24 protein-coding genes are annotated in these 26,687 nt (G+C 61.8%); 11 read left to right on the forward strand and 13 right to left on the reverse strand.

Features of this window, described 5'->3' with window-relative positions; genetic code table 11:
- Positions 1 to 221 precede the first annotated feature (221 nt).
- Genes ACWNZ1_RS15720 through ACWNZ1_RS15730 form a run of 3 tightly spaced genes read left to right on the forward strand, consistent with a single transcriptional unit; the run spans position 222 to position 3,034 of the window.
- The gene (locus tag ACWNZ1_RS15720; RefSeq protein WP_256453657.1) at positions 222 to 1,328 is read left to right on the forward strand and encodes a GGDEF domain-containing protein; all 1,107 of its coding nucleotides are present in this window, start codon (positions 222 to 224) and stop codon (positions 1,326 to 1,328) included.
- The gene (locus tag ACWNZ1_RS15725) at positions 1,321 to 2,256 is read left to right on the forward strand and encodes an iron-sulfur-binding ferredoxin reductase (RefSeq protein WP_265072353.1); all 936 of its coding nucleotides are present in this window, start codon (positions 1,321 to 1,323) and stop codon (positions 2,254 to 2,256) included. Before ACWNZ1_RS15720 ends, ACWNZ1_RS15725 begins: the two co-directional genes overlap by 8 nt.
- A gap of 28 nt (positions 2,257 to 2,284) precedes the next feature.
- Entirely contained in the window at positions 2,285 to 3,034 is a 750-nt protein-coding gene (locus ACWNZ1_RS15730) for an enoyl-CoA hydratase-related protein (protein WP_135846947.1), read from the forward strand.
- A 138-nt stretch (positions 3,035 to 3,172) separates the two neighbouring features.
- On the opposite strand, the gene pyk is transcribed toward ACWNZ1_RS15730, so the two are convergent.
- Positions 3,173 to 4,624, reverse strand: coding sequence for a pyruvate kinase (gene pyk, locus ACWNZ1_RS15735; protein WP_256453654.1), 1,452 nt, complete (start codon positions 4,622 to 4,624; stop codon positions 3,173 to 3,175).
- A 228-nt stretch (positions 4,625 to 4,852) separates the two neighbouring features.
- Between pyk and ACWNZ1_RS15740 the strand changes: the two genes are divergently transcribed.
- Positions 4,853 to 5,227: a tetratricopeptide repeat protein gene (locus tag ACWNZ1_RS15740; protein WP_135846945.1), complete on the forward strand. Its 375-nt coding sequence runs from the start codon at positions 4,853 to 4,855 to the stop codon at positions 5,225 to 5,227.
- Between the two features lie 275 nt (positions 5,228 to 5,502).
- A complete protein-coding gene (locus tag ACWNZ1_RS15745) occupies positions 5,503 to 5,862 on the forward strand; it encodes a PilZ domain-containing protein (RefSeq protein WP_135846944.1) in 360 nt (119 codons plus the stop codon).
- A 154-nt stretch (positions 5,863 to 6,016) separates the two neighbouring features.
- On the opposite strand, the gene ACWNZ1_RS15750 is transcribed toward ACWNZ1_RS15745, so the two are convergent.
- The 7 genes from ACWNZ1_RS15750 to ACWNZ1_RS15780 form a co-directional block, all read right to left on the reverse strand.
- Positions 6,017 to 6,385 carry a DUF6124 family protein gene (locus ACWNZ1_RS15750; RefSeq protein WP_135846943.1) on the reverse strand — a complete coding sequence of 123 codons (369 nt, stop codon included), beginning with the start codon at positions 6,383 to 6,385 and terminating at the stop codon, positions 6,017 to 6,019.
- A 343-nt stretch (positions 6,386 to 6,728) separates the two neighbouring features.
- Entirely contained in the window at positions 6,729 to 8,060 is a 1,332-nt protein-coding gene (locus ACWNZ1_RS15755) for a DUF58 domain-containing protein (RefSeq protein ID WP_256453653.1), read from the reverse strand.
- A 7-nt stretch (positions 8,061 to 8,067) separates the two neighbouring features.
- Positions 8,068 to 9,072 (reverse strand): AAA family ATPase, encoded by a 1,005-nt coding sequence (locus ACWNZ1_RS15760; RefSeq protein WP_135846941.1) that lies wholly within the window; start codon positions 9,070 to 9,072, stop codon positions 8,068 to 8,070.
- Positions 9,069 to 10,232 carry a DUF4350 domain-containing protein gene (locus tag ACWNZ1_RS15765; protein ID WP_256453652.1) on the reverse strand — a complete coding sequence of 388 codons (1,164 nt, stop codon included), beginning with the start codon at positions 10,230 to 10,232 and terminating at the stop codon, positions 9,069 to 9,071. The genes ACWNZ1_RS15760 and ACWNZ1_RS15765 overlap by 4 nt, the downstream gene beginning before the upstream one ends.
- On the reverse strand, positions 10,229 to 11,767 hold the full coding sequence (locus tag ACWNZ1_RS15770) for a DUF4129 domain-containing protein (RefSeq protein ID WP_135846939.1): 1,539 nt from the start codon (positions 11,765 to 11,767) through the stop codon (positions 10,229 to 10,231). Before ACWNZ1_RS15770 ends, ACWNZ1_RS15765 begins: the two co-directional genes overlap by 4 nt.
- A complete protein-coding gene (locus ACWNZ1_RS15775; RefSeq protein ID WP_135846938.1) occupies positions 11,754 to 12,728 on the reverse strand; it encodes a stage II sporulation protein M in 975 nt (324 codons plus the stop codon). Before ACWNZ1_RS15775 ends, ACWNZ1_RS15770 begins: the two co-directional genes overlap by 14 nt.
- Positions 12,725 to 13,450: an RDD family protein gene (locus tag ACWNZ1_RS15780; protein ID WP_135846937.1), complete on the reverse strand. Its 726-nt coding sequence runs from the start codon at positions 13,448 to 13,450 to the stop codon at positions 12,725 to 12,727. Before ACWNZ1_RS15780 ends, ACWNZ1_RS15775 begins: the two co-directional genes overlap by 4 nt.
- A gap of 403 nt (positions 13,451 to 13,853) precedes the next feature.
- Between ACWNZ1_RS15780 and sbcB the strand changes: the two genes are divergently transcribed.
- The gene (sbcB, locus tag ACWNZ1_RS15785) at positions 13,854 to 15,281 is read left to right on the forward strand and encodes an exodeoxyribonuclease I (RefSeq protein WP_135846936.1); all 1,428 of its coding nucleotides are present in this window, start codon (positions 13,854 to 13,856) and stop codon (positions 15,279 to 15,281) included.
- A 92-nt stretch (positions 15,282 to 15,373) separates the two neighbouring features.
- Here the strand turns inward: sbcB and mvaT are convergent, their stop codons facing one another.
- Positions 15,374 to 15,751 carry a histone-like nucleoid-structuring protein MvaT gene (mvaT, locus tag ACWNZ1_RS15790; RefSeq protein WP_003205091.1) on the reverse strand — a complete coding sequence of 126 codons (378 nt, stop codon included), beginning with the start codon at positions 15,749 to 15,751 and terminating at the stop codon, positions 15,374 to 15,376.
- A 306-nt stretch (positions 15,752 to 16,057) separates the two neighbouring features.
- Between mvaT and purU the strand changes: the two genes are divergently transcribed.
- A complete protein-coding gene (purU, locus tag ACWNZ1_RS15795; RefSeq protein ID WP_135846935.1) occupies positions 16,058 to 16,906 on the forward strand; it encodes a formyltetrahydrofolate deformylase in 849 nt (282 codons plus the stop codon).
- Between the two features lie 57 nt (positions 16,907 to 16,963).
- Positions 16,964 to 17,137, forward strand: coding sequence for a hypothetical protein (locus tag ACWNZ1_RS15800; RefSeq protein WP_178084277.1), 174 nt, complete (start codon positions 16,964 to 16,966; stop codon positions 17,135 to 17,137).
- A gap of 4 nt (positions 17,138 to 17,141) precedes the next feature.
- On the opposite strand, the gene ACWNZ1_RS15805 is transcribed toward ACWNZ1_RS15800, so the two are convergent.
- The 3 genes from ACWNZ1_RS15805 to ACWNZ1_RS15815 are packed head-to-tail and all read right to left on the reverse strand — an operon-like array spanning position 17,142 to position 20,009.
- On the reverse strand, positions 17,142 to 18,137 hold the full coding sequence (locus ACWNZ1_RS15805; RefSeq protein WP_135846934.1) for a lysylphosphatidylglycerol synthase transmembrane domain-containing protein: 996 nt from the start codon (positions 18,135 to 18,137) through the stop codon (positions 17,142 to 17,144).
- On the reverse strand, positions 18,134 to 18,901 hold the full coding sequence (locus tag ACWNZ1_RS15810) for a DUF2334 domain-containing protein (protein ID WP_256453651.1): 768 nt from the start codon (positions 18,899 to 18,901) through the stop codon (positions 18,134 to 18,136). The genes ACWNZ1_RS15805 and ACWNZ1_RS15810 overlap by 4 nt, the downstream gene beginning before the upstream one ends.
- A 16-nt stretch (positions 18,902 to 18,917) precedes the next feature.
- On the reverse strand, positions 18,918 to 20,009 hold the full coding sequence (locus ACWNZ1_RS15815; protein WP_178084276.1) for a glycosyltransferase family 4 protein: 1,092 nt from the start codon (positions 20,007 to 20,009) through the stop codon (positions 18,918 to 18,920).
- Between the two features lie 218 nt (positions 20,010 to 20,227).
- Between ACWNZ1_RS15815 and ACWNZ1_RS15820 the strand changes: the two genes are divergently transcribed.
- Positions 20,228 to 21,715 (forward strand): helicase HerA-like domain-containing protein, encoded by a 1,488-nt coding sequence (locus ACWNZ1_RS15820; RefSeq protein WP_135846931.1) that lies wholly within the window; start codon positions 20,228 to 20,230, stop codon positions 21,713 to 21,715.
- Positions 21,716 to 21,778: 63 nt separating this feature from the next.
- On the opposite strand, the gene ACWNZ1_RS15825 is transcribed toward ACWNZ1_RS15820, so the two are convergent.
- Positions 21,779 to 22,234, reverse strand: coding sequence for a DUF721 domain-containing protein (locus ACWNZ1_RS15825; RefSeq protein ID WP_135846930.1), 456 nt, complete (start codon positions 22,232 to 22,234; stop codon positions 21,779 to 21,781).
- 294 nt (positions 22,235 to 22,528) lie between these two features.
- Here ACWNZ1_RS15825 and secA point away from each other — a divergent pair, with 294 nt between their 5' ends.
- Both secA and argJ read left to right on the forward strand, forming a co-directional pair.
- Positions 22,529 to 25,264, forward strand: coding sequence for a preprotein translocase subunit SecA (gene secA / locus ACWNZ1_RS15830; RefSeq protein WP_135846929.1), 2,736 nt, complete (start codon positions 22,529 to 22,531; stop codon positions 25,262 to 25,264).
- A 118-nt stretch (positions 25,265 to 25,382) separates the two neighbouring features.
- Positions 25,383 to 26,600 carry a bifunctional glutamate N-acetyltransferase/amino-acid acetyltransferase ArgJ gene (argJ, locus tag ACWNZ1_RS15835; RefSeq protein WP_135846928.1) on the forward strand — a complete coding sequence of 406 codons (1,218 nt, stop codon included), beginning with the start codon at positions 25,383 to 25,385 and terminating at the stop codon, positions 26,598 to 26,600.
- The last annotated feature ends 87 nt before the right edge of the window (positions 26,601 to 26,687 follow it).

Genomic DNA, 26,687 nt, shown 5'->3' on the forward strand with positions numbered 1-26,687 from the left:
GAGGTCGGATGTGGAAACCTGTGGTGAGGGAGCAAGCTCCCTCACCACAGGTAAACGCTCGCCAGGGACATCAGACAACTGCGTCAATTTTGGCCATTGCTTTGACGCCATTTTTCTGCTCCAGAATTGAATGGTCATTTGCCCTGCACGCCACTAAAGTGGCGTCTGGCCTGTAGCGTAGGACGCCTCCTGTCAGTTCCTTTCCCATGGTGAGTCAACGATTGACCCATAACGCCATCCAACGTCTTTTGCTGAAACGCTTCGCCTTGGCAGCTGCCACTTACGCGCTGGCATTGGTGTTGCTGTGGCTGGCATTTTTCAGTGGTCATTACCTCGATTCGTTGCGCGATGTCATCATCGGCAGTGTGTTGGTGGTGCTGTGCCAGGCAGGGCTGTTCGCGCTGTTTATCACCGACCGCAACTTGCGCTTCGCCGATCCCAGCCTCACTGAAATACAGGTGTTGATCGGCCTGGGCTGGCAGACCTGGATGATGGCGCACCTGGATCAGGCGCGGGGCGTGTTCCTGGTGTTTTATGTGCTGATCCTGCTGTTCGGCCTGTTCCATCTGTCGCGCCGGGCTTTCGTGCGCTGCGCGATGTTGGTGTTTATCGGTTTCACTGGCATTACCCTCTGGGACGGCTATTTCTTCCAGCTTCCCGACCCCACATTGGCCGGCTTGCAGGTGTGCGTGCTGTTTCTCGTGCTGGTGTGGCTGGTGTTTTACGCCCGCTATGTCCAGACCTCACGCCAACGTATGCGCCAGCGACGGTTTGCCCTGCAAGCGCACCAGGACACCCTGCGCGGCATGATGCGCCAGCTCGAAGACCTGGTGGCCACCGACGAACTGACGGGCCTGTTCAACCGCCGGCACTTTCTGCGCCTGGCGTCCCGCGAGCTCAACACCCTCAGGCCTGGCGTCGCCCATGGCCTGGCCTTGATCGACCTCGACCATTTCAAGCGCATCAACGACCTGCACGGCCACGCCGCTGGCGATCAGGTGCTCCAGGCCTTTGCTGGCGTTGCCACGGCCTGTCTGCGCGAAGGCGATGTGCTGGCCCGTTACGGTGGTGAAGAGTTCGTCATGTTGTTGCCCGCCTGTGATCCCTCGCGCCTGACCGCCTGTTGCGAGCGGCTGCGGCTGGCATTTACTGAAGTCGAACTGATTGGCCTGCAGGTCGGCCCCCTCAGCCTGTCGGCGGGTTTGACCCTGCTGGAAGTGGGCGATGACCTGGACAACGCCTTGCAGCGTGCCGACCAGGCTTTGTACCGAGCCAAGCGAGACGGCCGCAATCGATGCGCCGCGGCCTGGGAGAATGTCGATGCCTGAACTGACAGTCGCCGGCAAGCAGTGGACGGTGGCGGCAGGCAGTAACTTGCTGGACGCGTTGAATCAGTCCGGCGTGCCGGTGCCCTACAGTTGTCGCGCCGGCAGTTGCCACGCGTGCCTGGTGCAATGCGTGGACGGCGATGTGCGCGACAGTCGGCCCGACGCCCTGAGCCCTGCGCAGCGCGATCAAGGCTGGCGGCTGGCCTGCCAGTGCCAGGTGGTCGAGGATGTGCAGATTCATACGTTCGACCCGCAACGCGACGGCCAGGCAGCCCAAGTGGCGGCGGTGGATTGGCTGGGCCCTGATGTGCTGCGCTTGCGCGTCACCCCAGAGCGGGCGCTACGTTACCAGGCTGGCCAGCATCTGGTGCTATGGGCCGGTGACGTGGCCCGACCCTATTCCCTGGCGAGCCTGCCCGAGGAAGACCGCTTCCTGGAGTTCCACCTCGATTGCCATGAGCCCGGCCGATTCATCGATGCGGCGCGAAAAATGAAAGGCGGCGACCCGATTCGCCTCGGTGAGTTGCGCGGCGGCGCCCTGCATTATGACCCCGACTGGCACGCCAAACCCCTGTGGCTGCTGGCCGCCGGCACCGGCCTGGCGCCACTGTTCGGCATCCTGCGCGAAGCCCTGCGCCAGCATCACCAAGGCGCGATTCGCCTTATTCACGTGGCCCATGATGCTGCCGGGCATTACCTGGCCAAACCCCTGGCGGCGCTGGCGGCCAAGCATGAAAACCTCTGCGTCGAGCTGCTGACCGCGGCCGAGGCGCCGCCTGCGTTGGCGCAACTGCGGCTTGTTTCCCGGCAAACCCAAGCCTTACTCTGCGGCCATCCCGACCGGGTCGAAGCCTTTGCCAAGCGCTTGTACCTGGCCGGCCTGCCGCGCAATCAACTGCTGGCCGACGTCTTCCTGCCCCGTGGTTGAGCGCTGATCTTCAGACGCGAGACCGACCATGACCGAAACCCTGCTGCTGGAACGCGAACGCGGTCTGCTGACCTTGCGCTTGAACCGCCCGCACAAGAAAAACGCTCTGACCCGGGCGATGTACAGTCAATTGGCGCAGGCCCTGGCGATGGCGGATGCCGATCCGCAGATCCGTGCGGTGCTGCTCACAGGTTCCAGTGACTGCTTCACCGCTGGCAACGACATCATCGACTTCCTCGAACAGCCACCCGCCGACCTCGATAACCCAGTGTTCCAGTTCATGCTCAGCTTGCTCGATTGCCGCAAACCGGTGATCGCCGCGGTGGCCGGGTCGGCGGTGGGGATCGGCACGACCTTGCTGCTGCATTGCGACCTGGTCTACGTCAGCCGGGATGCGCGGCTGCGCATGCCGTTCGTTAACCTGGGGCTGTGCCCGGAATTCGGTTCCAGCCTGATCCTGCCGCGCCTGCTCGGCCAGGCCAGGGCGGCGCAATTGTTGCTGCTGGGCGAGGGCTTCAGCGGCGAACAGGCGGTCGCCTGGGGCATCGCCACCGAGGCGTTGGGCAGTGGTGAAGCGGCATTGGCCAAGGCTCGGGAGGCGGCGCTGCGCTTCGAATCGCTGCCGCCTGACGCGGTGCGCGTAAGCAAGCAACTGATGAAAGCACCGGATCGGGAACAACTGCGCAGGGTGATCGAAGAGGAGGGCAAACTGTTCACCCAACGCCTGCGCTCGCCCGAGGCGTTAGAGGCGTTGTCGGGGTTTATCAACAGGCATTAACTTTGTAGTGCCTGGGCTGGCCCTATCGCGAGCTTGCTCGCGATAGCGGCCGACGAGGTGATACCTGTGCATCAGGTAGAAACCAAAAAGCCCCACCATTCACATGGCAGGGCTTTTGTTTTTCGAGCAGCAGGTCACTCAGACCATCGGGTCGCCAACGTGCAGGATTTTCATCCCGTTGGTGCCGCCGATGGTGTGGTAGCTGTCGCCTTTGGTCAGGATGACCCAGTCGCCGGTTTTCACCACGCCGCGCTTGACCAGTTCATCCACCGCCGCCTGGCTGACTTCGCCCGGTTGCAGGGCGGCCGGGTCGAATGGCACGGTGTAGACGCCACGGAACATGGCGGCGCGGGCCTGGGTTTCGCGGTGCGGGGAGAACGCGTAGATCGGCACCGAGGAACGGATGCGCGACATGATCAGCGGCGTGTAGCCACTTTCGGTCAGGGCGATGATCGCCTTCACGCCCGGGAAGTGGTTGGCGGTGTACATCGTCGCCAGGGCGATGCTCTCGTCGCAGCGCTCGAAGGTCTTGCCGATACGGTGGCTGGAGGTCTTGCTGGTCGGATGCTTTTCAGCGCCGATGCAGATGCGCGCCATGGCTTGCACCGCTTCGAGCGGGTAGAGGCCGGCGGCGCTTTCGGCCGAGAGCATCACGGCGTCGGTGTAGTCGAGTACGGCGTTGGCTACGTCGGACACTTCGGCGCGGGTCGGCATCGGGTTCTGGATCATCGACTCCATCATTTGGGTCGCGACGATCACCGCTTTGTTGTGGCGGCGTGCATGCAGAATGATTTTCTTCTGGATGCCCACCAGCTCGGCGTCGCCGATTTCCACACCCAGGTCGCCACGGGCCACCATCACGGCGTCGGACGCCTTGATCAGGCCGTCGAGGGTTTCATCGTCGGCCACCGCTTCGGCGCGTTCGATTTTCGCCACCAGCCAGGCAGTACCGCCGGCTTCGTCGCGCAGTTGACGGGCGTATTCCATATCAGCAGCGTCACGCGGGAAGGACACGGCCAGGTAGTCGACTTCCATTTCCGCGGCCAGCTTGATGTCGGCCTTGTCTTTCTCGGTCAGGGCCGGCGCCGTCAGGCCACCGCCGCGACGGTTGATGCCTTTGTGGTCCGACAGCGGGCCACCGATGGTCACGGTGCAGTTCAGTTCAGTGGCGGTGGCGGTATCGACGCGCATTACCACGCGGCCGTCGTCGAGCAGCAGCTCGTCGCCCACGCCGCAATCCTTGACCAGGTCCGGGTAGTCGATGCCGACCACTTGCTGGTTGCCTTCGGTCAGCGGATGGCTGGTGGAGAAGGTGAAGGTGTCACCAATCTTCAGCTCGATGCGCTTGTTGGCGAATTTGGCGATACGGATCTTCGGGCCTTGCAGGTCACCCAGCAGGGCAACGAAACGGCCATGCTTGGCGGCGAGGTCGCGCACCAGCTTGGCACGGGCCTTGTGCTCTTCGGGGGTGCCGTGGGAGAAATTCAGACGGGCAACGTCCAGGCCAGCCAGAATCAGCTGTTCAAGAACTTCCGGCGAATTACTGGCCGGGCCAAGGGTAGCGACGATTTTGGTGCGACGGACGGACATGCAAGACTCCTCAAGTTCAAGCGCCAGCGAAGGCTACTATGCTCTTTGGGTGTAGTCATTGTTCATATGCACTACTTTTTCGTTTGTTTTTCGAAATGAACATTCCTGAAAATTTTTGCGTCTTTAACCGCTAAAGCCGAACATCGCTCTTGTGGCGAGGCAAGCGTTTTCGGGCTGAAGATTTTCTTGCCCAGGTCGATACAGAGCTCAAGACAGGAGAACCTCCCCATGCGATTCGTGCTTTTCGTTGCCCTGGCCCTGAGCGTCACGGGCTGCACCCGTTGGTCGATGAACCATCACATGAACCTGGCCTACAAGGCCTATGACCGCGGTAATTGCGAGCAAGTGATGCTCGAATTGTCCCAGGTCGACCGCGCCAGCCGTGCCCGCCGCTATATGCAGCCGGAAGTCTCGATGCTGCGCGGCCAGTGCCTGGAACGGCAGAAGCTGTTCATCGATGCGGCGCAGACCTACCAGTTCATCCTCACCCAATACCCTAACAGCGAATACGCTTACCGTGCCCGCGCGCGGCTCGAAACCTTGCAGAGCCTGGGTCATTACCCGACCCGCAGCGCCTCGGCGATCCGCCCCTCCGCGTCCTGAGACCGTTCGTCCAACCCTTTGCCATCGGCAGGTGATTGCGTTGGGGTAGATGAAAGGTGCGTACCTGGGCTGGCTGTCGCCAAACCTTGAGCTATATTTGTACAAGTCGTATTAGAGCTGAGTCTCTAATGTTAAGAAGCACCTGTGACCGGCAGAGGTATGGCCTGGACGCTGTCAAGTGTCTGGCACCGGGATCGGGGAGAGCGGACTGGTATAAGGTTCGTTCCGAAGTATTCGTTTCCCCTGTCCGGGGTCGTTTAAAAGCGATACAAGACATGTACAAAAAAAGGCGAATCGAACGGCACCAGTTGCCGTGCTTCCTGCGCGTGTTCAACGGCGTCAATGACAGGCCCATCGGCTTTCTGGGCAATGTCTCTGAAAATGGCCTGATGCTGATCAGTCATTTGCCTTTGATGGTTGGCGCCGACTTTGAACTGCACTTGAAAATCCCTTCCGACGAGGGACCGCAACAAAACATCAAGTTGAAAGCCAATTGCCTGTGGTGCCATGAAGACGTGACGCCGATGCATTTCGATGCCGGCTTCAGACTGCACTGGACGCCGCCGGAGTACCTGCAACTGATCAGTGCGTTGCAGCAATATTTCAGTTTTTATCCGTTGCCGGAATCGGCTTAAACCGCGGGTGTACTCAATCCAACTGTGGGAGCGAGCTTGCTCGCGAAGGCGGCGACACATTCAGCATTGATGCAAGCTGATCCACCGCTATCGCGAGCAAGCTCGCTCCCACGGGTCCTTTATGCACCCTGTAGTTCTACAGGTCATTCGGCCTTCAGCGCTGAATCTTCGCCTCGTTATCCAGCAGCCTCTCCAGCAACAACACCCCCATCTCGCCCATCTGGTGAATCGCCAGGGCCAGGTTGCGCGGGGCGCCTTCGAGGTCTTCGGATAAATCCAGGATCAGCGTGCTCACCGAGCAGAAGGTTTCGTAGCTGTGGGCGAGCATGCCTTCGGGGTCGGCGTCGGGGGCGACGATGAAGTAGTCCAGTTGCTTGTCGGTTTTCTTGTCGGCTTGGCCGTTGTCCGGCTTGAGGTAGTAGTCCAGGGCCCTTTGGGCGGCCTGTTCGAGTTTTTCGGGGTCGAGGGTTTCGTGGGGGGATAGTGGGTCGGTGTGTGGTGGGTTGGGTGTAGCCTTGAACATGATAGGTCTCCTTAATGGGGCCTCCACCCGGTTCGCGACTAAACGAATGTAGGGTGGCGGCTGGACGCAGGTTAGTCGACCGGCGGAGACACGAAGTCCGGCGCGCCCGGGGGCGCCCTGCGTACAGCCACCATCAAGTAAGGGATAGGGGAACCCCACTGGATGACGCTTGTGCACATCGTGTCAAACCGCCGGGCGACTAAACCCGATCGCTGGATATCAGCGACGCGAATCAAGTTACGGGGCAAGACCAAGGTGCACAAGCCGGCGGATTCTGGCGGATCTGTAGTCCGTTGCGCAAGGCGCTGTAGTCAGCCGGACCTCTGCTTGTTCGCTGTAGGACCTAGGCGGTCCCCGCCTTTTTCCAGGCCAGATATTGCGTCACCAATTGCGCCCCCAATTCACTGGGGCGCGCATCCAGGGTCGGGATGCCATGGGCGCCCAGTTGCTGATGCAGTTCGGCCCGCGCATTCACATAGTCCACCGTGCCGCAGTAAGCCAAGGCCTCAGGCAGTGTTTGCACCGGCACTTGGCGCAAGCGGTCGAGCGCCTCTTCCCGCAGGCTGGCCACCAGTACCCGGTGGTGTTGGCCCAGCCGTTTGACGGCGGCCAGCAGTTCTTCGTCGTCCTCGTCCCGCAGGTTGGTCACCAGCACCACCAGCGCCCGGCGTTTTTGCCGGGCCAGCAGTTGAGTCACGGCCGCCTGGTAGTCGGCGGGGCGTTGGCTGCTGTCGAGGTCGTACACGGTGTTGAGCAAGACGTTGAGCTGGCCGGTGCCTTTGACCGGTGCGAGGTAGCGCGGCTGTTCGCTGGCGAAGGTGCCCAGGCCCACGGCGTCGCCCTGGCGCAGGGCGGTGTAGCTGAGCAGCAGGCAGGCGTTGAGGGCGTGGTCGAAGTGCGACAGCTCGCCGTCCTGGCTGCGCATGCGCCGGCCGCAATCGAGCATGAAGATGATCTGCTGGTCGCGCTCGTCCTCATATTCCCGGGCAATCGGTATCCGATGGCGGGCGGTGGCCTTCCAGTCGATCTGACGCAGGCTGTCGCCTTCGCGAAATTCGCGCAGTTGATGGAACTCCTGGCCCTGGCCGCGCCGTTGCCGCTGACGGATACCGAGCTGGCTCAGCCAGTTGTCCACCGCCAATAGCTGGCCTTCGTAGAGTCTGGCGAAATCCGGGTAGACCCGAGTCTCATCGATCGCGTCCAGCAGGCGCTTGTCGGTCCACAGGCCCAACGGGCTCGGCAGGTTGATTTCGCACTGGGCGAAGGTGAAGTGACCGCGTTTGAGCGGACGCAGGCGGTAGCCGACCTGGTTGTGCTGGCCGGGTTGAAGCTCGACGGACAGGGGCAGGTTTTCGAAATCCAGGCCGTCGGGTACGTGATCGAAGACCTGGACGTTCAGCGGCTGCGCAAAGTCGTGGCCGATTTCCAGGCGAACTTCGCCCCATCGACCCAGTGCCAGGCTGCCGGGCATCTGCCGTCGCACCCGGGGCGAGGGCAAGCGCCTGAGGCGCACGGCGTCGAGCAGCGCCAGGGCCAGCAGCGCCAGCATCAACCCCCAGTTGATCGACAGCAGCGTCGATGGCAGCGCAATGCCCAACGCCCGCAGCGTGCCCAGCGCGATGCCGAGGGCCAGGAGGATGGCGAGCCAGGTCAACAGCAGGCGGGAGGGTTTCATGGCCTCATCACAACCGCGGCGCCGGCACTTGATCGAGCAACTGCCCCAGCACCTGATCCACCGTCAGCCCTTCGATGTCCAGCTCCGGCGCCAGTCGTACCCGATGGCGCAGCACGGCCAGGGCGCAGCCTTTGATGTCATCCGGCACCACGAACTCGCCGCCGCGCAACAACGCCCGGGCCCGGGCGCAACGCACCAGGGCAATCGAGGCGCGAGGCCCGGCGCCGAGGGTCAGACCCGGCCAACTGCGGGTGGTGCGGGCCAGGCGCACGGCGTAGTCGAGTACCTGCTCGTCCATCGGCAGATCACTGGCGATGCGTTGCAGCGCTTGCACGTCCTTGGCCTGCAACACCGTACGCAATGGCTGCACGTCAAGCATGTCGGCGCGGGTCGAGCGGCTGACCTGGCGCACCATGTTCAATTCCTGGTCGGCGTCGGGGTAGTCCATGCGCACCTTGAGCATGAAACGGTCGAGCTCGGCTTCCGGTAGCGGGTAGGTGCCTTCCTGTTCGATGGGGTTCTGGGTAGCGAGCACCATGAACGGCTGGGCGATGGGCAGGGCGCGGCCTTCGAGGGTGACCTGGCGTTCCTGCATGGCTTCGAGCAGCGCGGCCTGGGTCTTGGCCGGTGCGCGGTTGATCTCGTCGGCCAGCAGCAGGTTGGTAAACACCGGCCCTTTGCGCAGCTTGAACTGCTCGGTCTGCAAGTCGTACACCGCGTGCCCGGTAACGTCGCTGGGCATCAGGTCGGGGGTGAACTGGATGCGGGCGAACTCGCCACCGAAACAACGGGCCAGGGCACGCACCAGCAAGGTCTTGCCCAACCCGGGAACCCCTTCGAGCAGAACGTGACCGCCGGCGATCAGCGCCGTGAGCACATCGTCGATCACCGCGCTCTGGCCGACTACCGCCTTGTGCAGCTCGGTGCGGATCGCCTGGGCCAACTGACTGGCGCGCTGGCGCTGTTGGACGGCGTGGGTCTGGCCGTCGGCAGGTTCGTTCTGTTCAGTCATAAGGCATTCCTAAGGGTTTGCAAATGGGCGACCTGGCGGCAGAACTCAGCGCGGGACATGCGCTGTTTCGGTCGGGGGCTCAAGGCCTGGCTGATGGCTCGCGTGGGCTGGCGGGTCAGGCGGGCGAGCACCTGCCATTGTTCGGCGACGACCAGTTGTTCGAAGCCGGGATGAAGATGGCGGGCCCGGCGCAGCACGTCCTGTTGCAACGTCTGCAACAGCTGCTGCTGGCCGTTATGGCGCAGATGGAAACCGGCGCTGGCCTGCAAGTGTTCTTCCAACTGACGCCGCGCCTTGGGGGCCGGTTGTTGCAGCGGGCCATGGCGTACCGCCGAGCGCCAGAGCCACAGGGCAATCAGCGCCAGCAGCGCCACCAATGCCTGGGGGAAATAGCGCAGCAGCAAGGTCAGCAGGTTGTCGTGGTCGGTGTTGAACAGCAGGGTGACGTCCGTGTCGGCGCTCAAGTACCAGAGCAGCCAGGCGTTGTCGTATTGGTCGATGTGCTCGTTCTTCCACAGCTCGGCGTCGGTGATCACGGTGATCGAGCCCAGGCCGAGGGTCAGCTGCATCATGTGAGTCGCCAGTTCGCTGTTGGCCCAGGCCTGGGCGAGGTTGTGCGGGTCTTCGAGGTGGAAATCCGTATCGAAGCCGATATACGCCGGCGCCTCTTCGTCCTCCAGGTACAACTTGGTCAGCTTGGGGTAACGATCCTTGATGAGTTCCGCTGGCGGTTCCTTGAGGTCCTCACTCAAGAGTTGACGCAGGCGCACGCGGTCCAGCAGCAAGTCGCCGCTGCTGCCGGTGCTGTCATCCCACAGGGCCTCGGCGACAAACAACAGGCGCCCACCGGCCCGGGTCCAGTTCATCAACTGATCGACTTCCCGTGGCGTCATGTTGGTTCGTTCACCCAGCAACAGCAGGCTGCGCTGGTGCGGCTCCAGGTTGGGTAGCACGCCAAGGTTATTGACGTGCTCGACGTTGATACCCTGCTTGCGCAGGAAGTGTTCGGCGGCCAGGTAGGGGTTGGCCCGGGCTTCGGGAGAGGGGCCGTGATCGACGGTCTCCTGATAGGGCACGGCCTTGACGTAGAGGTAAGCGCCCAATGCGCACATCAGCGCGGCCAGTACTACCCCGGCCAGCAACCCCGGGCGCCGGCTCATCGAGACACTCCCGGACCGAACAACCCGCGCCAGCGGTCACACAGTTCCTGTTGCAAATGGGGCGGCGGCGCACGATGCCCATAGGCAATGTTCTGCCAATGCAGGGTCAGGCTTTTACTGAACCCCAGCAGGTTTTCCTGTTGAAGCTGTTCGACGCGTTGCAGTACCTGGCCTTCAGTGTCGGCGGGTTTCAAGGGGACCTTGAAGTCGTGATGCAAGCGACTGAGCAGGGCCCGGTACAGTAGGCCCAGGGCCTCGCGGGGGTTGCTGGACCACAACTGCTCGACGCTGGCCGCCACGTCGACCGGCAGGCTTTCTTCACGGATATCCAGGCCGAACATCTGCGCAGGTACAGGCCGCTCCACCGGCAGGCGTTGCGTCGGTCGGCGATTCACCAGGGCCTTGAGCCGTTCACGATAGCGCCAGGCCAGCCAGACAATCGCGCCCACCAGGCAGGCCCAGAGCACGATCTGGATCAGTGTGGCGGCGATGTCGAAGCGTTGGCCACTCATCCATTTGAACAACGACTTGAACCAGCCTGGGGCTTCGCCCTTCTCGGGAGCGTCGGTGGTTTCTTCGCCGAAACGATAATGGGTGACTGCTTCCGGGTTCTTGAACGGTGGGGCATCGAGGATCGTCTTGATGCTGTCCCGGGAGGCTTCGCTGGTGAGGGGCTGATTGAGCAACCGGGGGCTGTCGGGGCCGATGCTGTCCTCGTCGGCCCATGCCGGGGGGGCCAGTGGTAGCAGCATCAGTGCCAGCAACATCAGCATCGGGGCTATGCCGCTCAGGCGCTGGCGCAGGCGTCGGAACGCCAGTTCGATGTCCCAACCCTCGAGGATCGTGCGTCGGTTCAGGTAGAGGCTGAAGCCGCAGGCGACATAGATCGGCTCCCAGACGATCAACAGCAGGGGATAGAGGAGGTTGACCAGGTGTTCGAACCACAACCAATCGTGCTCGGCCGCTGCGACCAGCATCTGCCAGTCCCATTCCAGTTCGACTTGTTGTGGCACGAACAGATAGAACAGGGCCATCAGGCCGAACCAGAGGACGGTTTCCAGGTGCATGCCGATGATGGTCAGCCATTGCGCCGCGCCGCCGCTGCGTTGCAGTAGGACCCGCAGGCGCTGCTCCCGTGCCTCACCGGCGAGGCCCTCCAGTTGCACCACGGGCATCAGGAAGCTGCGGCTCAAGCTAAACCTGCGCCAGGTCAGGCTCGCCAACAACTGGGGCTTGAGCAGCGCGGGCCACTGGCGCAAGGCCTGTTTCAAAGTGGGCGTTTCGCCAAACAGCGCCTTGGAGAGAATGTACAACGGCAGACGATCAAAGGCCGGTTTCAACCACCAGAACACCACCACGACCAGGGACGGCGAATCCCACAGCAACAGCGCCAGCAGCAGATACACCGGCAGCGTGACGATGGCCCAACTGGTCATCAGCAGCCGTCGATGTTGCTGGCTCATCAGCACGCCGAGGTCCATGGCTTCCCAGGTGGTGCGCGGGCGGATAACGACCGTGGCGTCACTCAGGCGCATGGCGGACCCGTCCGGCAAACAGCAGATAACTGATCACCAGCAGCCACAACAACGCGCCGACTGTGTATTTGGTGGCGGGCGTCACGGCGCTGGAAGACCAGTAGGCCTCGATGAACGCGGCGATGAGCAAAAACAGTATCACCCCGCCGACCATCAGCACGCTTTTGCCCGCCGCCAGCCGCAAGGCCTCGCCCCGGGTCAGGCGCCCCGGCGCGATCAAGGCCCAGCCCAGTTGCAGGCCCGCGGCGCCGGCCAGGGCGATGGCGGTGAGTTCGAAGGCGCCGTGGCCGATGACGAACGACCAGAACGTTCCTCCCGAACCGATCTGGGTCAGGTGCCCGGCCACCGCGCCAATGGTCAGGCCATTGAAGAACAGGAAGAACGCGCTGCCCAGGCCAAACATCAAGCCGCTGGCAAACGTCTGAAAGGCAATGCCGATGTTGTGCATGATGTAGTAACCGAACATGACCCAATCCTCGCTGGCGGCTCGTTCGATCGAGCGCCCCAGGTGCCCGGCGGCCGGGTCGTACATGCTGCGTATCTGGCTGACTTCTTCGGCGCTCAGCAAGCTGTAGACCAACTCGGGGAACAGATAGACCAACAGCCCGATGCCCACCAGGCTGCCCAGGAACATCAGGCTGGCGGCCAGTACGAAGCGCCATTGTTCGCGGACCAGTCGAGGAAAACCGGCGAGGATAAAAGCCGAGAGACTGGCCGAGGGGCGGCTGCGGTCCCGGTAGAGTTGCTGGTGACCGCGCAGCGCCAGTTGTTGCAGGGTGTCGATCAGCAAACTGCTGTAGCCCCGGGCCTGGGCCAGCGCCAGATGGTGGCAAAGCCGTCGATAGGCAGGAGGAAAATCGCTGCTCTGGGAAACGTTGCGGCTGCGCTCCAGTTGATCGAGCAGGCGCGACAAATCTTCCCATTCCCCTTGGTGGCGGCTTTCGAACAGGCTTTGCTTCATGTCGGCCCCAACAGACCGCGGGCAATGCCATTGAGTTCGGCCACGGCGTTGGGCGCCTGCAGCTTCAATGGCGCGGCCAGGATGGCAGCCAGTTCGTTGACTCGTTCAGGGGAAAGCTGGGCTTGGCGCTCGGCGAAACTCAGTACCGCGCGTTGCTCGTTCAGGCTCAGGGCAAACGGTGCTCGTATCGGTTGTATCAATGGCAATGCGGGGCGCTTGACCGGTTGCTCGCGATACACCACCAGCGTGCCGGCCGCGAGGTCGCCCAGGCGTTTGAAGGCCGGATGTTGCAGGCAACTGATTGCCCCGAAGGCATAGGCGAAGGGCAGCATGTCGACGAAGCGCAACAGGTTGCGGATCAATGAGGCGGACCAGCCGATGGGGCGACCGTCGTCCTGCACCACGCGCAACCCCATGATCTGCTTGCCGGGAGAGCGCCCCTGGTTCAGCACCTCGAACAGCACCATGTACCACCAACTGATGATAAAGAGCAGGATGGAACCCAGGCCCATGCCCAGTTCACCGAAAAACGCCAGGATGAGAAAGAGCAGGCCCAGCACCAGCCCGCGTATGCCCAGATCGATGGCAAAGGCCAGTGAACGAGGCATCAACCCCGCCGGGCGCAGTGGCAGGTCGATGCCTTCGGGCGTCTCAACCTGATACCGCGTGTCCAGTGGCACGGGCAGCGTCGCGTTCCTTTGCAGTGCTGGTGTCTCGAGCATGGGCAACCTGAGTGATGGGCCGGTTCGAAGGTTCAATGTCGGCATCGATGCTAGCAGCCTTCGCGCGGGCAAACGATATAACTGTGTATGTCATTTTATGGATTCAACAGGATTGAGCGGGCGAGCACAGTCTGTAGCCTCCAGCTGCCTTGTTCTCGGGAGTCCACAGACCCTGCATTCACCGCAGGTCCCCCTGTGGAAGCGAGCCTGCTCGCGATAGCTGCATCGATGTTGAATATGCAGGCGTCATCGTGAGCAAGCTCGCTCCCAGACTGGGTCCTCGGGTGTTTATGGATCTTGCGCTTGCCCCAGGTCCCGGATTGATTTCAAAAGTTACAGGAGCGCTGGCCGCAGGCAGGTGCGAGCGCCTAGACTTCGCCAGTCTTCAGCTCAGGAACTGCCCGTGACTTCCATCTTCTGGTACGACTACGAAACCACCGGTATCAACCCGCGTTGCGATCGGCCCTTGCAGGTGGCAGGTATCCGTACCGATTTCGAACTCAATGAAATCGACGCGCCGGTGAATCTCTACTGCCAGCCCAGCGATGACATTCTGCCCCATCCGGCAGCCTGTGCGATCACCGGTATCACCCCGGCATGCCTGGCCGAAAAAGGCTTGAGCGAAGCCGATTTCATGACCCGGGTCCACGCGCAACTGGCCGCCCCCGGCACCTGTGGCGCCGGCTACAACACCTTGCGCTTCGACGATGAAATGACGCGCTACAGCCTGTATCGGAATTTTTTTGATCCCTATGCGCGGGAATGGCAGGGCGGTAACAGCCGTTGGGACTTGATCGACCTGGTGCGCGCCGCCTATGCGTTGCGCCCCGACGGCATTGTCTGGCCGCAAGAGGAGGGTCGCGTCACGCTCAAGCTCGAGCGCCTGACCGCCGCCAACGGCATCGACCATGGCCAGGCGCACGATGCGTTGTCAGATGTGCGTGCAACGATCGCCCTGGCCCGGCTGATTCGCCAAAAACAGCCACGACTCTACGACTGGCTGTTCCAGTTGCGCAGCAAACAGAAGGTGATGGACCAGATCCGCCTGCTGCAGCCCATGGTGCATATTTCCGGGCGTTTCTCGGCTGCGCGCAACTATATCGGTGTGGTCCTGCCACTGGCCTGGCACCCGAAAAACCGCAACGCCCTGATTGTCTGCGACTTGCACCTGGACCCCCAGGGCTTGCTGGAGCACGATGCGGACATTCTGCGCCAGCGTTTATATACCCGCCGTGAAGAGCTGCTTGAAGGGGAATTGCCAGTGCCCCTCAAACTCATTCATATCAACAAGTGCCCGGTGATTGCGCCGTTGTCGGTGCTGCGCGCCGAGGACCAGCAGCGGCTGCAACTGGACATGGACGCTTATCAGCAGCGGGCGTTGCGACTAACTGACGCACAGAAAGTTTGGCAGGACAAACTTCAGGCTATTTATGGTCGTGAGGATTTCACTGCCAGTGAGGATCCCGAGCAACAGTTATACACAGGCTTCATCGGCGATCGCGATCGTCGTTTATGTGAGCAAGTTCGCATTTCGGATCCAGCTCAGTTGGCGCAAGAACACTGGCCTTTCGATGACGAGCGTTTGCCGGAATTATTGTTTCGATATCGTGCGCGCAACTTTCCAGACACGTTGAATCCCGAAGAGCAGGGGCGCTGGAGACTTTTCTGTCAACAACGTCTGTCTTCTGCGGAGTGGGGAGCGCCTAATACCTTGAACAGTTTTGATGAGGCAATGAGAGAGTGGATGTCCCTCTCTACGCCATTGCAGCGAGAGGTACTCATTGAATGGCAGGGCTACAGCCAGCAATTGCGTAAACGCTTAAGCCTTTGAGGCCGTGCCAGGAAATAAAAGACCGGCATAAAAAAACGCCAGCAAACGCTGGCGTTATTGTGTTCGCAAAGAGCGATGCGAACCGGTGAGGCTTAACCCAGCAGGGTTGCCCAGCCTTCAACCACGTCACCGCCCCACTTGGCTTTCCACTCTTTCAGGGTCTTGTGGTTGCCACCTTTGGTTTCGATGACTTCGCCGTTGTGCGGGTTTTTGTATTGCTTAACTTTGCGAGCGCGCTTGGTGCCGGTAGTTTTTACCGCGCCACGAGGGGCTTTGCTCGACTTGGCTTCTGGATCCAGCAGGGCAATGATGTCGCGCAGGGACTTGGAGTACTCGCCCATCAGCGTGCGCAGTTTGCCTTCGAATTCAAGCTCGGTTTGCAGTTTGTCGTCTTGGGACAGGTTTTTCAGACGGGCTTGCAGTTCTTTGATGGCTTCTTCAGTGGCGCGGTATTCATTGATCAAGGACATGGGGACTACCTTATGTAGGACGCGGGGTGACAAGGACACAGTGCGACAATAGTAATCAGACAGTTTCATCAAGTAAACATTTAAGCCGTGTTTTATTTAATTAATTAGTGCACTGCCACAAAAATGGGCATTGCAGTTAAATACTGCAATGCCGTCTCACATCTGTTTGCAATTATAGCTTGCCGCCCCAGGCCACGCCGTTCGCGGCCTGGGGTTGTCGCGAGGGGCGCGGTGCGTCATCGATACTGCAGTTTTGCTGCGCAATGGCTAGAATGGCCGCCTTTGCGAAGTTCTGGAGTTCCCCTAATGCGCACTTTTCGGCTGGTGATTGCTTGCCCGGACCGCGTCGGCATCGTTGCTAAAGTCAGTAACTTTCTGGCGTCCCATAACGGCTGGATCACTGAAGCAAGCCATCACTCGGACAATCACAGCGGCTGGTTTTTCATGCGTCACGAGATTCGTGCCGACTCGCTGCCCTTTGGTATCGAAGCTTTTCGTGAGGCGTTCGCACCGATTGCCGAAGAGTTCTCGATGGACTGGCGCATCACCGACACCGCGCAGAAAAAACGCGTGGTGCTGATGGCCAGTCGTGAATCTCATTGCCTGGCGGACCTGTTGCACCGCTGGCACAGCGATGAGCTCGATTGCGACATCGCCTGTGTGATTTCCAACCACGACGACTTGCGCAGCATGGTGGAGTGGCACGGCATCCCGTACTACCACGTACCGGTCAACCCGCAGGACAAGCAGCCGGCGTTCGCCGAAGTCTCGCGGCTGGTCAAGCAGCACGAGGCGGAGGTGGTGGTGCTGGCGCGCTACATGCAAATCCTGCCGCCGGCCTTGTGCAGCGAATACGCCCATAAGGTCATCAACATCCACCACAGCTTCCTGCCGTCGTTCGTCGGGGCCAAGCCGTACCACCAGGCCTCGATGCGCGGCGTGAAGCTGATTGGCGCCACCTGCCACTACGTGACCGAAGAGCTCGACGCCGGCCCGATCATCGAGCAGGACGTGGTGCGCGTCAGCCACAGCGACAGCATCGAAGACATGGTTCGTTTCGGTCGCGACGTGGAGAAGATGGTGTTGGCGCGGGGCTTGCGATATCACCTGGAAGATCGGGTGTTGGTGCACGGCAACAAGACCGTGGTGTTCTGACTTACACTCAAAGGGCCTGGACGAGCGATCGCCAGGCCCTTTTACATGAGGCTCGCGATGACCGATCCGTTGGACAAAGCCACTTCCCGAGCGCCGGCGACCCTGGGTGAGGGCTGCCTCAGCCGTTACGACCCTGACGCGTTGGGCCCGGAAGACGGCACTGAGTTTCCCGACGCCGCGCAATTGTGGGAGCAACTGCATCCCCAGGACGAGCCCGAACAGAAGCCGTGATCGGTCACGCCTGTCTGAGCTTGATCAGCTTCTTGATCAACGGTCGCCCGACCATCAAAAAGAACACCGGCCCGCCGGCCACCAGGTAGAAGTAATAGGTCACTGCTCGCCAGATCAGAATCGCCGCCGCCGCGGTGGATTTGCCCACCATGGGCGCCAGCAGCGCCGCCGAGGTCAACTCTGCCGCCCCGGCACCGCCCGGTAGCAGGCTGAACTGCCCTGCGCTCAAGGACAGCATCTGGATCAGGAAACTCCAGGCCCACTGCACATCCGCCCCCAGTCCTTTCAACGCCAGGTACAACACGCTATAGCGCAGTGCCCAATGCAGGCACGTCAGGCCGAAGACCTGGAACAGGGTCTGTCGCGGCAACTTCAAGGTGTCGGTAAACGCCGCCAAAAAGTGCAGGATCTTGCGCGCCCAGCGGCGGCGGGTGCTGCTCTTTACGCGCAAATGGCACAGCAGCCGAGCGCTGAGCCGAATCAGCCGGCGGTGGTAGCGGGCCACCAGTACACAGGCCAACAGTCCGCCAAACAATGAAACCGCGCTCAACATCAGCATCCATTCCAGGCGCTGGCTGAGGTTCTGGAACAGCGCGTAAAACAGGATGCCGACCAGGGCGCATAGGAAGAACAGCAGGTCGCTCAACTGATCCATGGCAAACACCGCACTGCCATGGGCCGGGCGTACGCCGTTGCGCGCCAGCAGGGCCATCAGCGTCAGCGGCCCGCCACTGCCGCCGGGCGTCGCGCACATGGCGAACTCGGTGGACATCACCACGCCCATGCTTTTCAGCCCGCCGATGCGCCCGCGATGTTCGCCCAGCAGCAGGCGCAGGCGCACTGAGTTCAGGCCCCAGCACAGCACAATCATGCCGAGCATGAGCAACAGCAGCGACACGGGAAAGCGTTGCACCCGTGACCACATCTCCCCGCCGCCCACCAGCAGCGGAACCAACAACGCCGTGAGCAGGGCGACGGCCAGCCAGATCAGCCGTTTCATGCGGCGCTGCTGACCTGTAGCCCCTGGGTCGCCAGCCAGCCGGCTTTGGTCAGTGGTACGCGGCCGTCATTGAGCAGGCGTTCGAGGGTTCGCAGCCAATAGTCCCGGGAGAATCCGTGGCGCATGTCCACCGGGTGCAGGCCCAGGCGAATCACCGGGGCTTGGCGCCAGCGCTGTTCACGCTGGTCGCTGAGGATTTTCGACAGGCCACGGCGCCAGGCACTGCGAGCGCTCCAGACCAGCCCCGGGGCGTTGATAGGGCTGAAGTCCGGCAGGCGATAAAGGTGTTGGCTATCGCTGGTGTAACTCAGGGGCAACTGGCGCAAGGCCTGGCGCGTGCCTTCGCTCATCAGCCAGGCCGGTGCAACGAAGCCTTCCAACGGCCAGTGGTAACGCTGGAAGGTTTCGATGCCGGCCCGCAGGCGGGCGAGGGCGGCTTGCTCGGACAAGTTGTAGAACTCGCCTTCGTGGGTATAGACCCGGCGCATGAACCAGTCCTTGGGATGCAGGGCCAGCGGACCGTCGTCGCAATGGTAATAGCCATGCAGCACCAATTCGTCGCCGCGCTCGACCCGGCTGTCGAGCAGGCGCCGAAAGCCTGGATGATTCTCCAGGGCATTGCTGCGGTGAAAGTCCGGCACCACCAGCCAGGTCATCGGCACGTGACCGAGGGCGTCGACGGCCTCGACGAAGGGCTGGTAGTCGGGCCAGGTTTGCGGTGCCACGTCGTGCAGCACCAATAACACGCTGGGCGAGTGATTCATCGACACGGACCTCGCCTCACGCGTTGGCCAACAGTGGCAGTTGTTCGCCCAGCACCGAGTGGTAATGGCCCAAGAGGCTGTTGACCACCGTATCCCAGGCATAGTGATGCTCCACATGCCGGCGCGCCAATACACCACGACGTTTACAGCCTTCAGAGAAGAGTTGCCGCACGGCGTTGGCCATGGCCTGTGGATTGTTGGGCGTGCACAGCAGGCCGCAGTCTTCATGGACGATTTCGGTGAAGGCCCCGGCCGCCACTGCCACGACGGGAATCCCGCTGGCCATGGCTTCGAGAATCACCAGGCCGAAGGTCTCCTGATCACCGGCGTGCAGCAGGGCGTCGGCGCTGGCCATGAGCCGGGCGACTTGCGGCGCCGGGCAGAATTCGTCGACTACCGTGACATTGTCCGGCACCACGGCAGGCATCGAGGAGCCCACCAGCAGCAGGTGGTAGCGTTCGCCCAGGCGTTTCATGCACTTGAGCAGCACCGGCAGGTTTTTTTCCTTGGAACCGCGCCCGGCGAAAATCAGCAGGCGCGTGTCTTCGGCAATGCCCAGCTCGGCCCGCAGCCCCGGGTCGCGGGCGGTGGGGTTGAAGGTTTGCAGGTCCACGCCCAACGGTTGCACGTAGACGTTCTTGACGCCCAGTCCGGTCAGTTTGTCGGCCATGACCTGACTCGGCGCCAGGACCCGGTCGAAATTACCGTACAACTTGCTGACATAGGCTTCGATATTGGGCGTGAACCAGTTACCCATGCGGTTGCTCACCAGCAGCGGCAGGTCGGAATGGTAAAAGCCGATCACGGGTACATCGAGCTGGCGCCGGGCATCCAGGGCGGCCCAGGCGGTGAGGTAGGGGTCGCCGACTTCAATCAGATCCGGCTGCAGATCACGCAGGACATTACGCCAGGGTGCCAGGCGAAGTGGGAAACGATAGCCCTTGCCAAACGGCAGTGCGGGGGCTGGAACCTTGTAGATCCCATCGTGCTCGCTCAAATGCGCGCCGGGGATCAATAGGCTGTGGCGAATCCCGGGCCGATCACCCAGGCGCCGGTGCTTGGCATCCAGATAAGTTCGCACGCCTCCGCTGGCGGGGGCGTAGAACATGGTTATGTCCGCTATATGCACGATGAACGTCCCTCCGGTCTGTGTTCTCCTGTGTTGACCTTTAGTAAGAATAGATGTTCGGTTGGGGTTGTGGAGGTGGGGTGTCAGTGAGGTGATAGGTGTTTGTGATGGCCTCTTCGCGAGCAAGCCCGCGCCCACATGTGCTTTTATATAAGCGTGCAAAATGGCGTCATATCGCAAATACCACGGGTGACCACATGCCTGACTCATCGCAACTCGTTATCGGGGCCGACCTTGCCGGCCAGCCCATCGCCCAAGCCATGCGCCTGGCGAACCGTCATGGTCTGGTGGCGGGCGCCACCGGCACGGGCAAGACCGTCACCTTGCAGCGCCTGGCCGAAGCCTTCAGCGATGCCGGCGTGGCGGTGTTCGCCGCGGACATCAAGGGTGATCTGTGCGGCCTCGGTGCCGCTGGCAATCCCCAGGGCAAGGTCGCCGAGCGTATCGCCGGCATGCCCTGGCTCGGCCACAAGCCTCAGGCTTATCCAGTGACCTTGTGGGACATCCACGGTCAATCCGGTCATCCGTTGCGCACGACGCTGAGTGAAATGGGCCCCTTGCTGATCGGCAGCCTGCTGGAGCTTACGGACAGCCAACAATCGGCGTTGTACGCCGCCTTCAAGGTCGCCGACCGCGAAGGCCTGTTGCTGCTGGACCTCAAGGACCTGAAGGCGCTGCTCAATCACCTCAAGGACAACCCCGAGTTGCTGGGCGACGATGCGGCCCTGATGACCACCGGTTCCAGCCAAGCCTTGTTGCGACGCTTGTCCACCCTGGAGCAGCAGGGCGCGGACGCGTTGTTCGGCGAGCCGGCCTTGCAACTCGAAGACATCCTGCAACCGGCCAGCGATGGTCGCGGCCGCATCCACTTGCTCGACGCCAGCCGTCTGGTTCACGAAGCCCCCAAGGTCTACGCAACGTTCCTGCTGTGGCTGCTGGCCGAGCTGTTCGAGCAATTGCCTGAGCGCGGCGATGCGGACAAACCGCTGCTGGCGCTGTTCTTCGATGAGGCGCATTTGCTGTTTGCCGGCACGCCCAAGGCTTTGCAGGAGCGGCTGGAACAAGTGGTGCGGCTGATTCGCTCCAAGGGCGTCGGGGTGTATTTCGTGACCCAGTCACCGGGGGATTTGCCAGACGACGTGCTGGCGCAGTTGGGGTTGCGCATTCAGCATGGCCTGCGGGCCTTTACCGCCAAGGAGCAGAAGTCGTTGCGGGCGGTGGCGGATGGTTTCCGGCCGAACCCGCAGTTCGAGGCCCTGGCGGTGCTGACTGAACTGGGCATCGGTGAAGCCCTGGTGGGCACCTTGCAGGAAAAAGGCACGCCGGAAGTGGTCCAGCGCGTGCTGGTGGCGCCACCGCAGTCGCGCATTGGCCCACTGACCGAGGCCGAGCGCGCCGGGCTGATTGCCAGTTCGCCATTGCAAGGGCGTTATGACAAACCCATTGATCGCGAATCGGCCTATGAAGTGCTGATGGGGCGCAAGGGGCTGGAGCCGCAGGCAGAAGAGGCCTCGGGCAAGCCAACGGCCGAAGAGCCGAGCTTCACCGAGAAAGCCGGGGAGTTTCTTGGCACGGCTGCCGGCCAGGCTTTGAAGTCGGCGATGCGCCAGGCGGCCAATCAGTTGGGGCGGCAATTGGTGCGCGGGTTGATGGGGTCGTTGCTGGGGGGTAGCAAGCGCCGGTAGGTCTGGACTCAACCTGTGGGAGCGAGCTTGCTCGCGATGGCGTTCCAACAGGCAATGAAAATCTCAGTCCTTGGGCCTGGCATGCGCCGCCAACCGCTCCAGCGCTGCCCGCAGGTTGGGGTCGCTGATGCCATCCGCCGTGGCCTGGATCGTCGCGGCGGCATCGGTGGACAAATCCAGCGTATGCCCCTTGACGCCGACCTGCACCGTGGGCGGCTGGACCTTGAACAGAATCCGCGTCAGGTTGGCGAACTCTTCGAACGCCAGCAATTGACGCAGCAGGCGCTTTTGCTGGTAACGCAAGCGCGTGGCCCAATGGCCGTCGGTGACGATCAGCAACAAACTGCCTTCGCGCCAGGACGCCACGTGGCAATGCTCGCGGGCGGCCGGCTGCAACTGGCTGTCGAGCAGGCGCTGCAAGTGGCCCAGGCGTTTGGCGTGGCCGAAGATGGCTTTCAGCGGTTTGGCTTCGCGCAGCAGGACGGCGGGAGCCTTGGCTGGAAGAGGGCGAAAGGCCATGAATGAATACCGCAAGTGACAGAGGCGCCATGGTAGCAGAAAGCGCCGAGGCCGCCTCGACCGCTGTCGCCCGCCCAATCAACGCGTAACTTCTGTGCTTTGTGGGTTGAAGTTCGCGCAAAAGCCCTTATTTTAGGGAGGCCCCGTCACAGCGCTGTGCCAGCATCGTGGAATAACGCCACTTTCCTCTCCATCGTTTCCGGGTAGAATGCTCGTTCGCATGCGGCCATGAGGGCTGCTCGGGCGACTCATGGGGCCGCCCTCCATCCCTTTAGTGTGGAAGATCCTGCCGATATGTTTGCGCCTTTGTTAAAGAAACTTTTTGGAAGCAAGAACGAGCGTGAAGTCAAACGCATGCTCAAGACGGTACAGACTGTCAATGCCTTCGAAGAGCAAATGGTGGCCCTTTCGGACGATCAGTTACGCGCCAAGACTGCCGAATTCAAGGACCGCATCGCCAAGGGGGAAACCCTTGACCAGCTCCTGCCCGAAGCCTTTGCGGTCGCCCGTGAAGCCGGCAAGCGGATCATGGGCATGCGCCACTTCGACGTTCAGTTGATCGGCGGCATGACCTTGCACGAAGGCAAGATCGCCGAAATGCGTACCGGTGAGGGCAAGACCCTCGTGGCCACCCTGGGCGTCTACCTCAACGCACTGTCCGGCAAGGGCGTGCACGTGGTAACGGTCAACGACTACCTGGCCCGCCGCGATGCCAACTGGATGCGCCCGCTCTACGAATTCCTCGGCCTGACCGTCGGCGTCGTCACGCCGTTCCAGCCGCCGGAAGAGAAGCGCGCCGCCTACGCTGCCGACATCACCTACGGCACCAACAACGAATTCGGTTTCGACTACCTGCGCGACAACATGGCGTTCAGCATGGAAGAAAAATTCCAGCGTGAACTCAACTTTGCCGTGATCGACGAAGTCGACTCCATCCTCATCGATGAAGCCCGTACCCCACTGATCATTTCCGGTCAGGCCGAGGACAGCTCCAAGCTGTACATCGAGATCAATAAACTGATCCCGCAGCTCACCTTGCACGTCGAGGAAGTCGAAGGCGAAGTCACCCAGCCCGGGCACTACACCGTTGACGAGAAGACCCGCCAGGTCGAGCTCAACGAAGCCGGTCACCAGTTCGTCGAGGAAATGCTCACCCGTGTCGGCTTGCTGGCCGAAGGCGAGAGTCTGTACTCGGCCCACAACCTGGGCCTGCTGACCCACGTCTATGCAGGCCTGCGAGCCCACAAGCTGTTCCATCGCAACGTCGAATACATCGTGCAGGACGGCCAGGTCGTGCTGGTGGACGAACACACCGGCCGTACCATGCCGGGTCGTCGTCTGTCCGAGGGCCTGCACCAGGCCATCGAAGCCAAGGAAAACCTGAACATCCAGGCCGAGAGCCAGACCCTGGCCTCGACCACCTTCCAGAACTACTTCCGCCTGTACAACAAGCTGTCCGGCATGACCGGTACCGCTGACACCGAAGCGTTCGAGTTCCACCAGATCTATGGCCTGCAAGTGGTGGTGATTCCGCCGAACAAGCCACTGGCCCGTAAAGACTACAACGACCTGGTGTTCCTGACCGCCGAAGAGAAATACGCGGCGATCATCAACGACATCAAGGAAGGCATGGCCCAGGGTCGTCCGATCCTGGTGGGTACCGCCACCATTGAAACCTCCGAGCACATGTCCGCCTTGCTCAACAAGGAAGGCATCGAGCACAAGGTCCTCAACGCCAAGTTCCACGAGAAAGAAGCCGAAATCATCGCCCAGGCCGGTCGCCCGGGTGCGCTGACCATCGCCACCAACATGGCCGGCCGTGGTACCGACATCCTGCTGGGCGGCAACTGGGAAGTGGAAGTCGCTACCCTGGAAGACCCGACCCCCGAGCAGATCGCGCAGATCAAGGCCGACTGGCAGAAGCGTCACCAGCAAGTGCTGGAGTCCGGCGGTTTGCAGGTGATCGCTTCCGAGCGTCATGAATCGCGCCGTATCGACAACCAGCTGCGTGGCCGTGCCGGTCGCCAGGGCGACGCCGGTTCCAGCCGCTTCTACCTGTCCCTGGAAGACAGCCTGATGCGTATCTTCGCCTCTGACCGGGTGAAGAACTTCATGAAGGCCCTGGGCATGCAGCCGGGCGAGGCGATCGAGCACCGCATGGTGACCAACGCCATCGAGAAGGCCCAGCGCAAGGTCGAAGGCCGCAACTTCGACATTCGCAAGCAACTGCTCGAGTTCGACGACGTCAACAACGAACAGCGTAAAGTGATCTATCACATGCGTAACAGTTTGTTGGCCGCCGACAACATTGGCGAGACCATCACCGATTTCCGCCAGGACGTGCTCAACGCCACCGTCAGCGCTCACATTCCGCCGCAGTCGCTGCCTGAGCAGTGGGACGTCGCCGGTCTGGAAGCTGCGTTGCAGAGCGACTTCGGCGTGGCATTGCCGATCCAGCAATGGCTCGACGAAGACGATCACCTGTACGAAGAAACCCTGCGCGAGAAGCTGCTGGCCGAGCTGATCGCCGCGTACAACGAGAAAGAAGACCAGGCCGGCGCCGAAGCGCTGCGCTCGTTCGAGAAGCAGATTGTGTTGCGGGTCCTGGATGACTTGTGGAAAGACCACCTGTCGACCATGGATCACCTGCGTCACGGCATCCATTTGCGTGGCTACGCCCAGAAGAACCCGAAGCAGGAGTACAAGCGCGAGTCCTACACGCTGTTCTCCGAGCTGCTGGATTCGATCAAGCGCGACTCGATCCGTGTGCTGTCCCACGTTCAGGTCCGCCGCGAAGACCCGGCCGAAGAAGAAGCCCGCCTGCGTCAGGAAGCCGAAGCCCTGGCCGCACGCATGCAATTCGAACACGCCCAAGCCCCTGGCCTGGACGTGGTAGCCGAGGAGGGCGTCGATGTGGATGTCGCGCTGGCGACCGCGCCAGTGCGCAACGAGCAGAAGCTGGGCCGTAACGAACTGTGCTATTGCGGTTCGGGCAAGAAATACAAGCATTGCCACGGGCAGATCCAATAACCCCCGTTTCAACGCTGAATGACCCGCGCCGCGACTCACCATCGCGGCGTTTTGCCATTTTGATCCACCGTTTCGATTAAAGACGGTGCCGATATACATCTATTTGAGGAGCGCATTCATGGCTGTTGGTCTTGGTCCGTTGCCAACGTTGCACCCGGTTGCCGGTTTTGAACTCGGTATCGCTTCGGCGGGTATCAAGCGCCCCGGGCGCAAGGATGTCGTGGTGATGCGTTGCGCCGAAGGCTCGACGGTTGCCGGCGTGTTCACCCTCAACGCCTTTTGCGCGGCGCCGGTGATCCTGGCCAAGCAACGTGTGCAGGGGCCGGTGCGTTATTTGCTGACCAACACCGGTAACGCCAACGCTGGCACCGGTGCGCCAGGCCTGGCTGCCGCCGAGCGCACGTGCGCCAAGCTGGCCGAGCTGACCGGTGTCGACGCCAGCCAGGTGCTGCCGTACTCCACGGGTGTGATCGGCGAGCCGCTGCCGGTCGAGAAGATCGAAGGCGCGCTGCAGGCCGCGCTCGATGACCTGTCGGAAAACAACTGGGCTGCGGCCGCCACCGGCATCATGACCACCGACACGCTGCCCAAGGGCGCGAGCCGCCAGTTCCAGCACGACGGCGTGACCGTCACCGTCACTGGCATCAGTAAAGGCGCAGGCATGATTCGTCCGAACATGGCGACCATGCTCGGCTATATCGCCACCGACGCCAACGTCTCCCGGCAGGTGCTGCAAGACCTGATGCTCGACGGCGCCAACAAGTCGTTCAACCGCATCACCATCGATGGCGACACGTCGACTAACGACTGCTGCATGTTGATCGCCACCGGCAAGGCCAACCTGCCGCAGATCACCGAGGCCAGCGGTCCGCTGTTCGCGGCCCTGAAGCAGGCCGTGTTCGAAGTGTGCATGGAAGTGGCCCAGGCCATCGTCCGTGACGGTGAAGGCGCAACCAAGTTCGTGACCGTGCAGGTCAACGGCGGTGGTAATCACCAGGAATGCCTGGACGTCGGCTACACCGTGGCGCACTCGCCGCTGATCAAGACCGCGTTGTTCGCCTCCGACCCAAACTGGGGCCGGATCCTCGCCGCCGTCGGCCGTGCCGGCGTGCCGGAGCTGGACGTGAGCAAGATCGACGTGTTCCTGGGTGAAGTCTGCATTGCCAGCCAGGGCGCTCGCGCTGCGACCTACACCGAAGCCCAGGGTGCGGCAGTGATGCAACAGGAAGAAATCACCATCCGCATCGAGCTGGGGCGTGGTGATTGCAGCGAAACCATCTGGACTACCGACCTGTCCCACGAGTATGTGAAGATCAACGCTGAGTATCGAACTTAAACCGAGTCGTCCCATTCGCGAGCAAGTCGGATCGCCGCACCGCCGCTCCCATAGGGATTTGTTGGGTGACATAAAACGTGTTCACAC

It is taken from the genome of Pseudomonas sp. CFBP 5748 (genome assembly GCF_053850495.1).

What these genes read in the sequence shown, in the direction of transcription:
- ACWNZ1_RS15725 (WP_265072353.1), top strand. Translation starts at nt 1,321, where the DNA reads ATGCCTGAACTGACAGTCGCCGGCAAGCAGTGGACGGTGGCGGCAGGC.
- ACWNZ1_RS15730 (WP_135846947.1), top strand. Translation starts at nt 2,285, where the DNA reads ATGACCGAAACCCTGCTGCTGGAACGCGAACGCGGTCTGCTGACCTTG.
- pyk (WP_256453654.1), bottom strand. Translation starts at nt 4,624, where the DNA reads ATGTCCGTCCGTCGCACCAAAATCGTCGCTACCCTTGGCCCGGCCAGT.
- ACWNZ1_RS15740 (WP_135846945.1), top strand. Translation starts at nt 4,853, where the DNA reads ATGCGATTCGTGCTTTTCGTTGCCCTGGCCCTGAGCGTCACGGGCTGC.
- ACWNZ1_RS15745 (WP_135846944.1), top strand. Translation starts at nt 5,503, where the DNA reads ATGTACAAAAAAAGGCGAATCGAACGGCACCAGTTGCCGTGCTTCCTG.
- ACWNZ1_RS15750 (WP_135846943.1), bottom strand. Translation starts at nt 6,385, where the DNA reads ATGTTCAAGGCTACACCCAACCCACCACACACCGACCCACTATCCCCC.
- ACWNZ1_RS15755 (WP_256453653.1), bottom strand. Translation starts at nt 8,060, where the DNA reads ATGAAACCCTCCCGCCTGCTGTTGACCTGGCTCGCCATCCTCCTGGCC.
- ACWNZ1_RS15760 (WP_135846941.1), bottom strand. Translation starts at nt 9,072, where the DNA reads ATGACTGAACAGAACGAACCTGCCGACGGCCAGACCCACGCCGTCCAA.
- ACWNZ1_RS15765 (WP_256453652.1), bottom strand. Translation starts at nt 10,232, where the DNA reads ATGAGCCGGCGCCCGGGGTTGCTGGCCGGGGTAGTACTGGCCGCGCTG.
- ACWNZ1_RS15770 (WP_135846939.1), bottom strand. Translation starts at nt 11,767, where the DNA reads ATGCGCCTGAGTGACGCCACGGTCGTTATCCGCCCGCGCACCACCTGG.
- ACWNZ1_RS15775 (WP_135846938.1), bottom strand. Translation starts at nt 12,728, where the DNA reads ATGAAGCAAAGCCTGTTCGAAAGCCGCCACCAAGGGGAATGGGAAGAT.
- ACWNZ1_RS15780 (WP_135846937.1), bottom strand. Translation starts at nt 13,450, where the DNA reads ATGCTCGAGACACCAGCACTGCAAAGGAACGCGACGCTGCCCGTGCCA.
- mvaT (WP_003205091.1), bottom strand. Translation starts at nt 15,751, where the DNA reads ATGTCCTTGATCAATGAATACCGCGCCACTGAAGAAGCCATCAAAGAA.
- purU (WP_135846935.1), top strand. Translation starts at nt 16,058, where the DNA reads ATGCGCACTTTTCGGCTGGTGATTGCTTGCCCGGACCGCGTCGGCATC.
- ACWNZ1_RS15800 (WP_178084277.1), top strand. Translation starts at nt 16,964, where the DNA reads ATGACCGATCCGTTGGACAAAGCCACTTCCCGAGCGCCGGCGACCCTG.
- ACWNZ1_RS15805 (WP_135846934.1), bottom strand. Translation starts at nt 18,137, where the DNA reads ATGAAACGGCTGATCTGGCTGGCCGTCGCCCTGCTCACGGCGTTGTTG.
- ACWNZ1_RS15810 (WP_256453651.1), bottom strand. Translation starts at nt 18,901, where the DNA reads ATGAATCACTCGCCCAGCGTGTTATTGGTGCTGCACGACGTGGCACCG.
- ACWNZ1_RS15815 (WP_178084276.1), bottom strand. Translation starts at nt 20,009, where the DNA reads ATGTTCTACGCCCCCGCCAGCGGAGGCGTGCGAACTTATCTGGATGCC.
- ACWNZ1_RS15820 (WP_135846931.1), top strand. Translation starts at nt 20,228, where the DNA reads ATGCCTGACTCATCGCAACTCGTTATCGGGGCCGACCTTGCCGGCCAG.
- ACWNZ1_RS15825 (WP_135846930.1), bottom strand. Translation starts at nt 22,234, where the DNA reads ATGGCCTTTCGCCCTCTTCCAGCCAAGGCTCCCGCCGTCCTGCTGCGC.
- secA (WP_135846929.1), top strand. Translation starts at nt 22,529, where the DNA reads ATGTTTGCGCCTTTGTTAAAGAAACTTTTTGGAAGCAAGAACGAGCGT.
- argJ (WP_135846928.1), top strand. Translation starts at nt 25,383, where the DNA reads ATGGCTGTTGGTCTTGGTCCGTTGCCAACGTTGCACCCGGTTGCCGGT.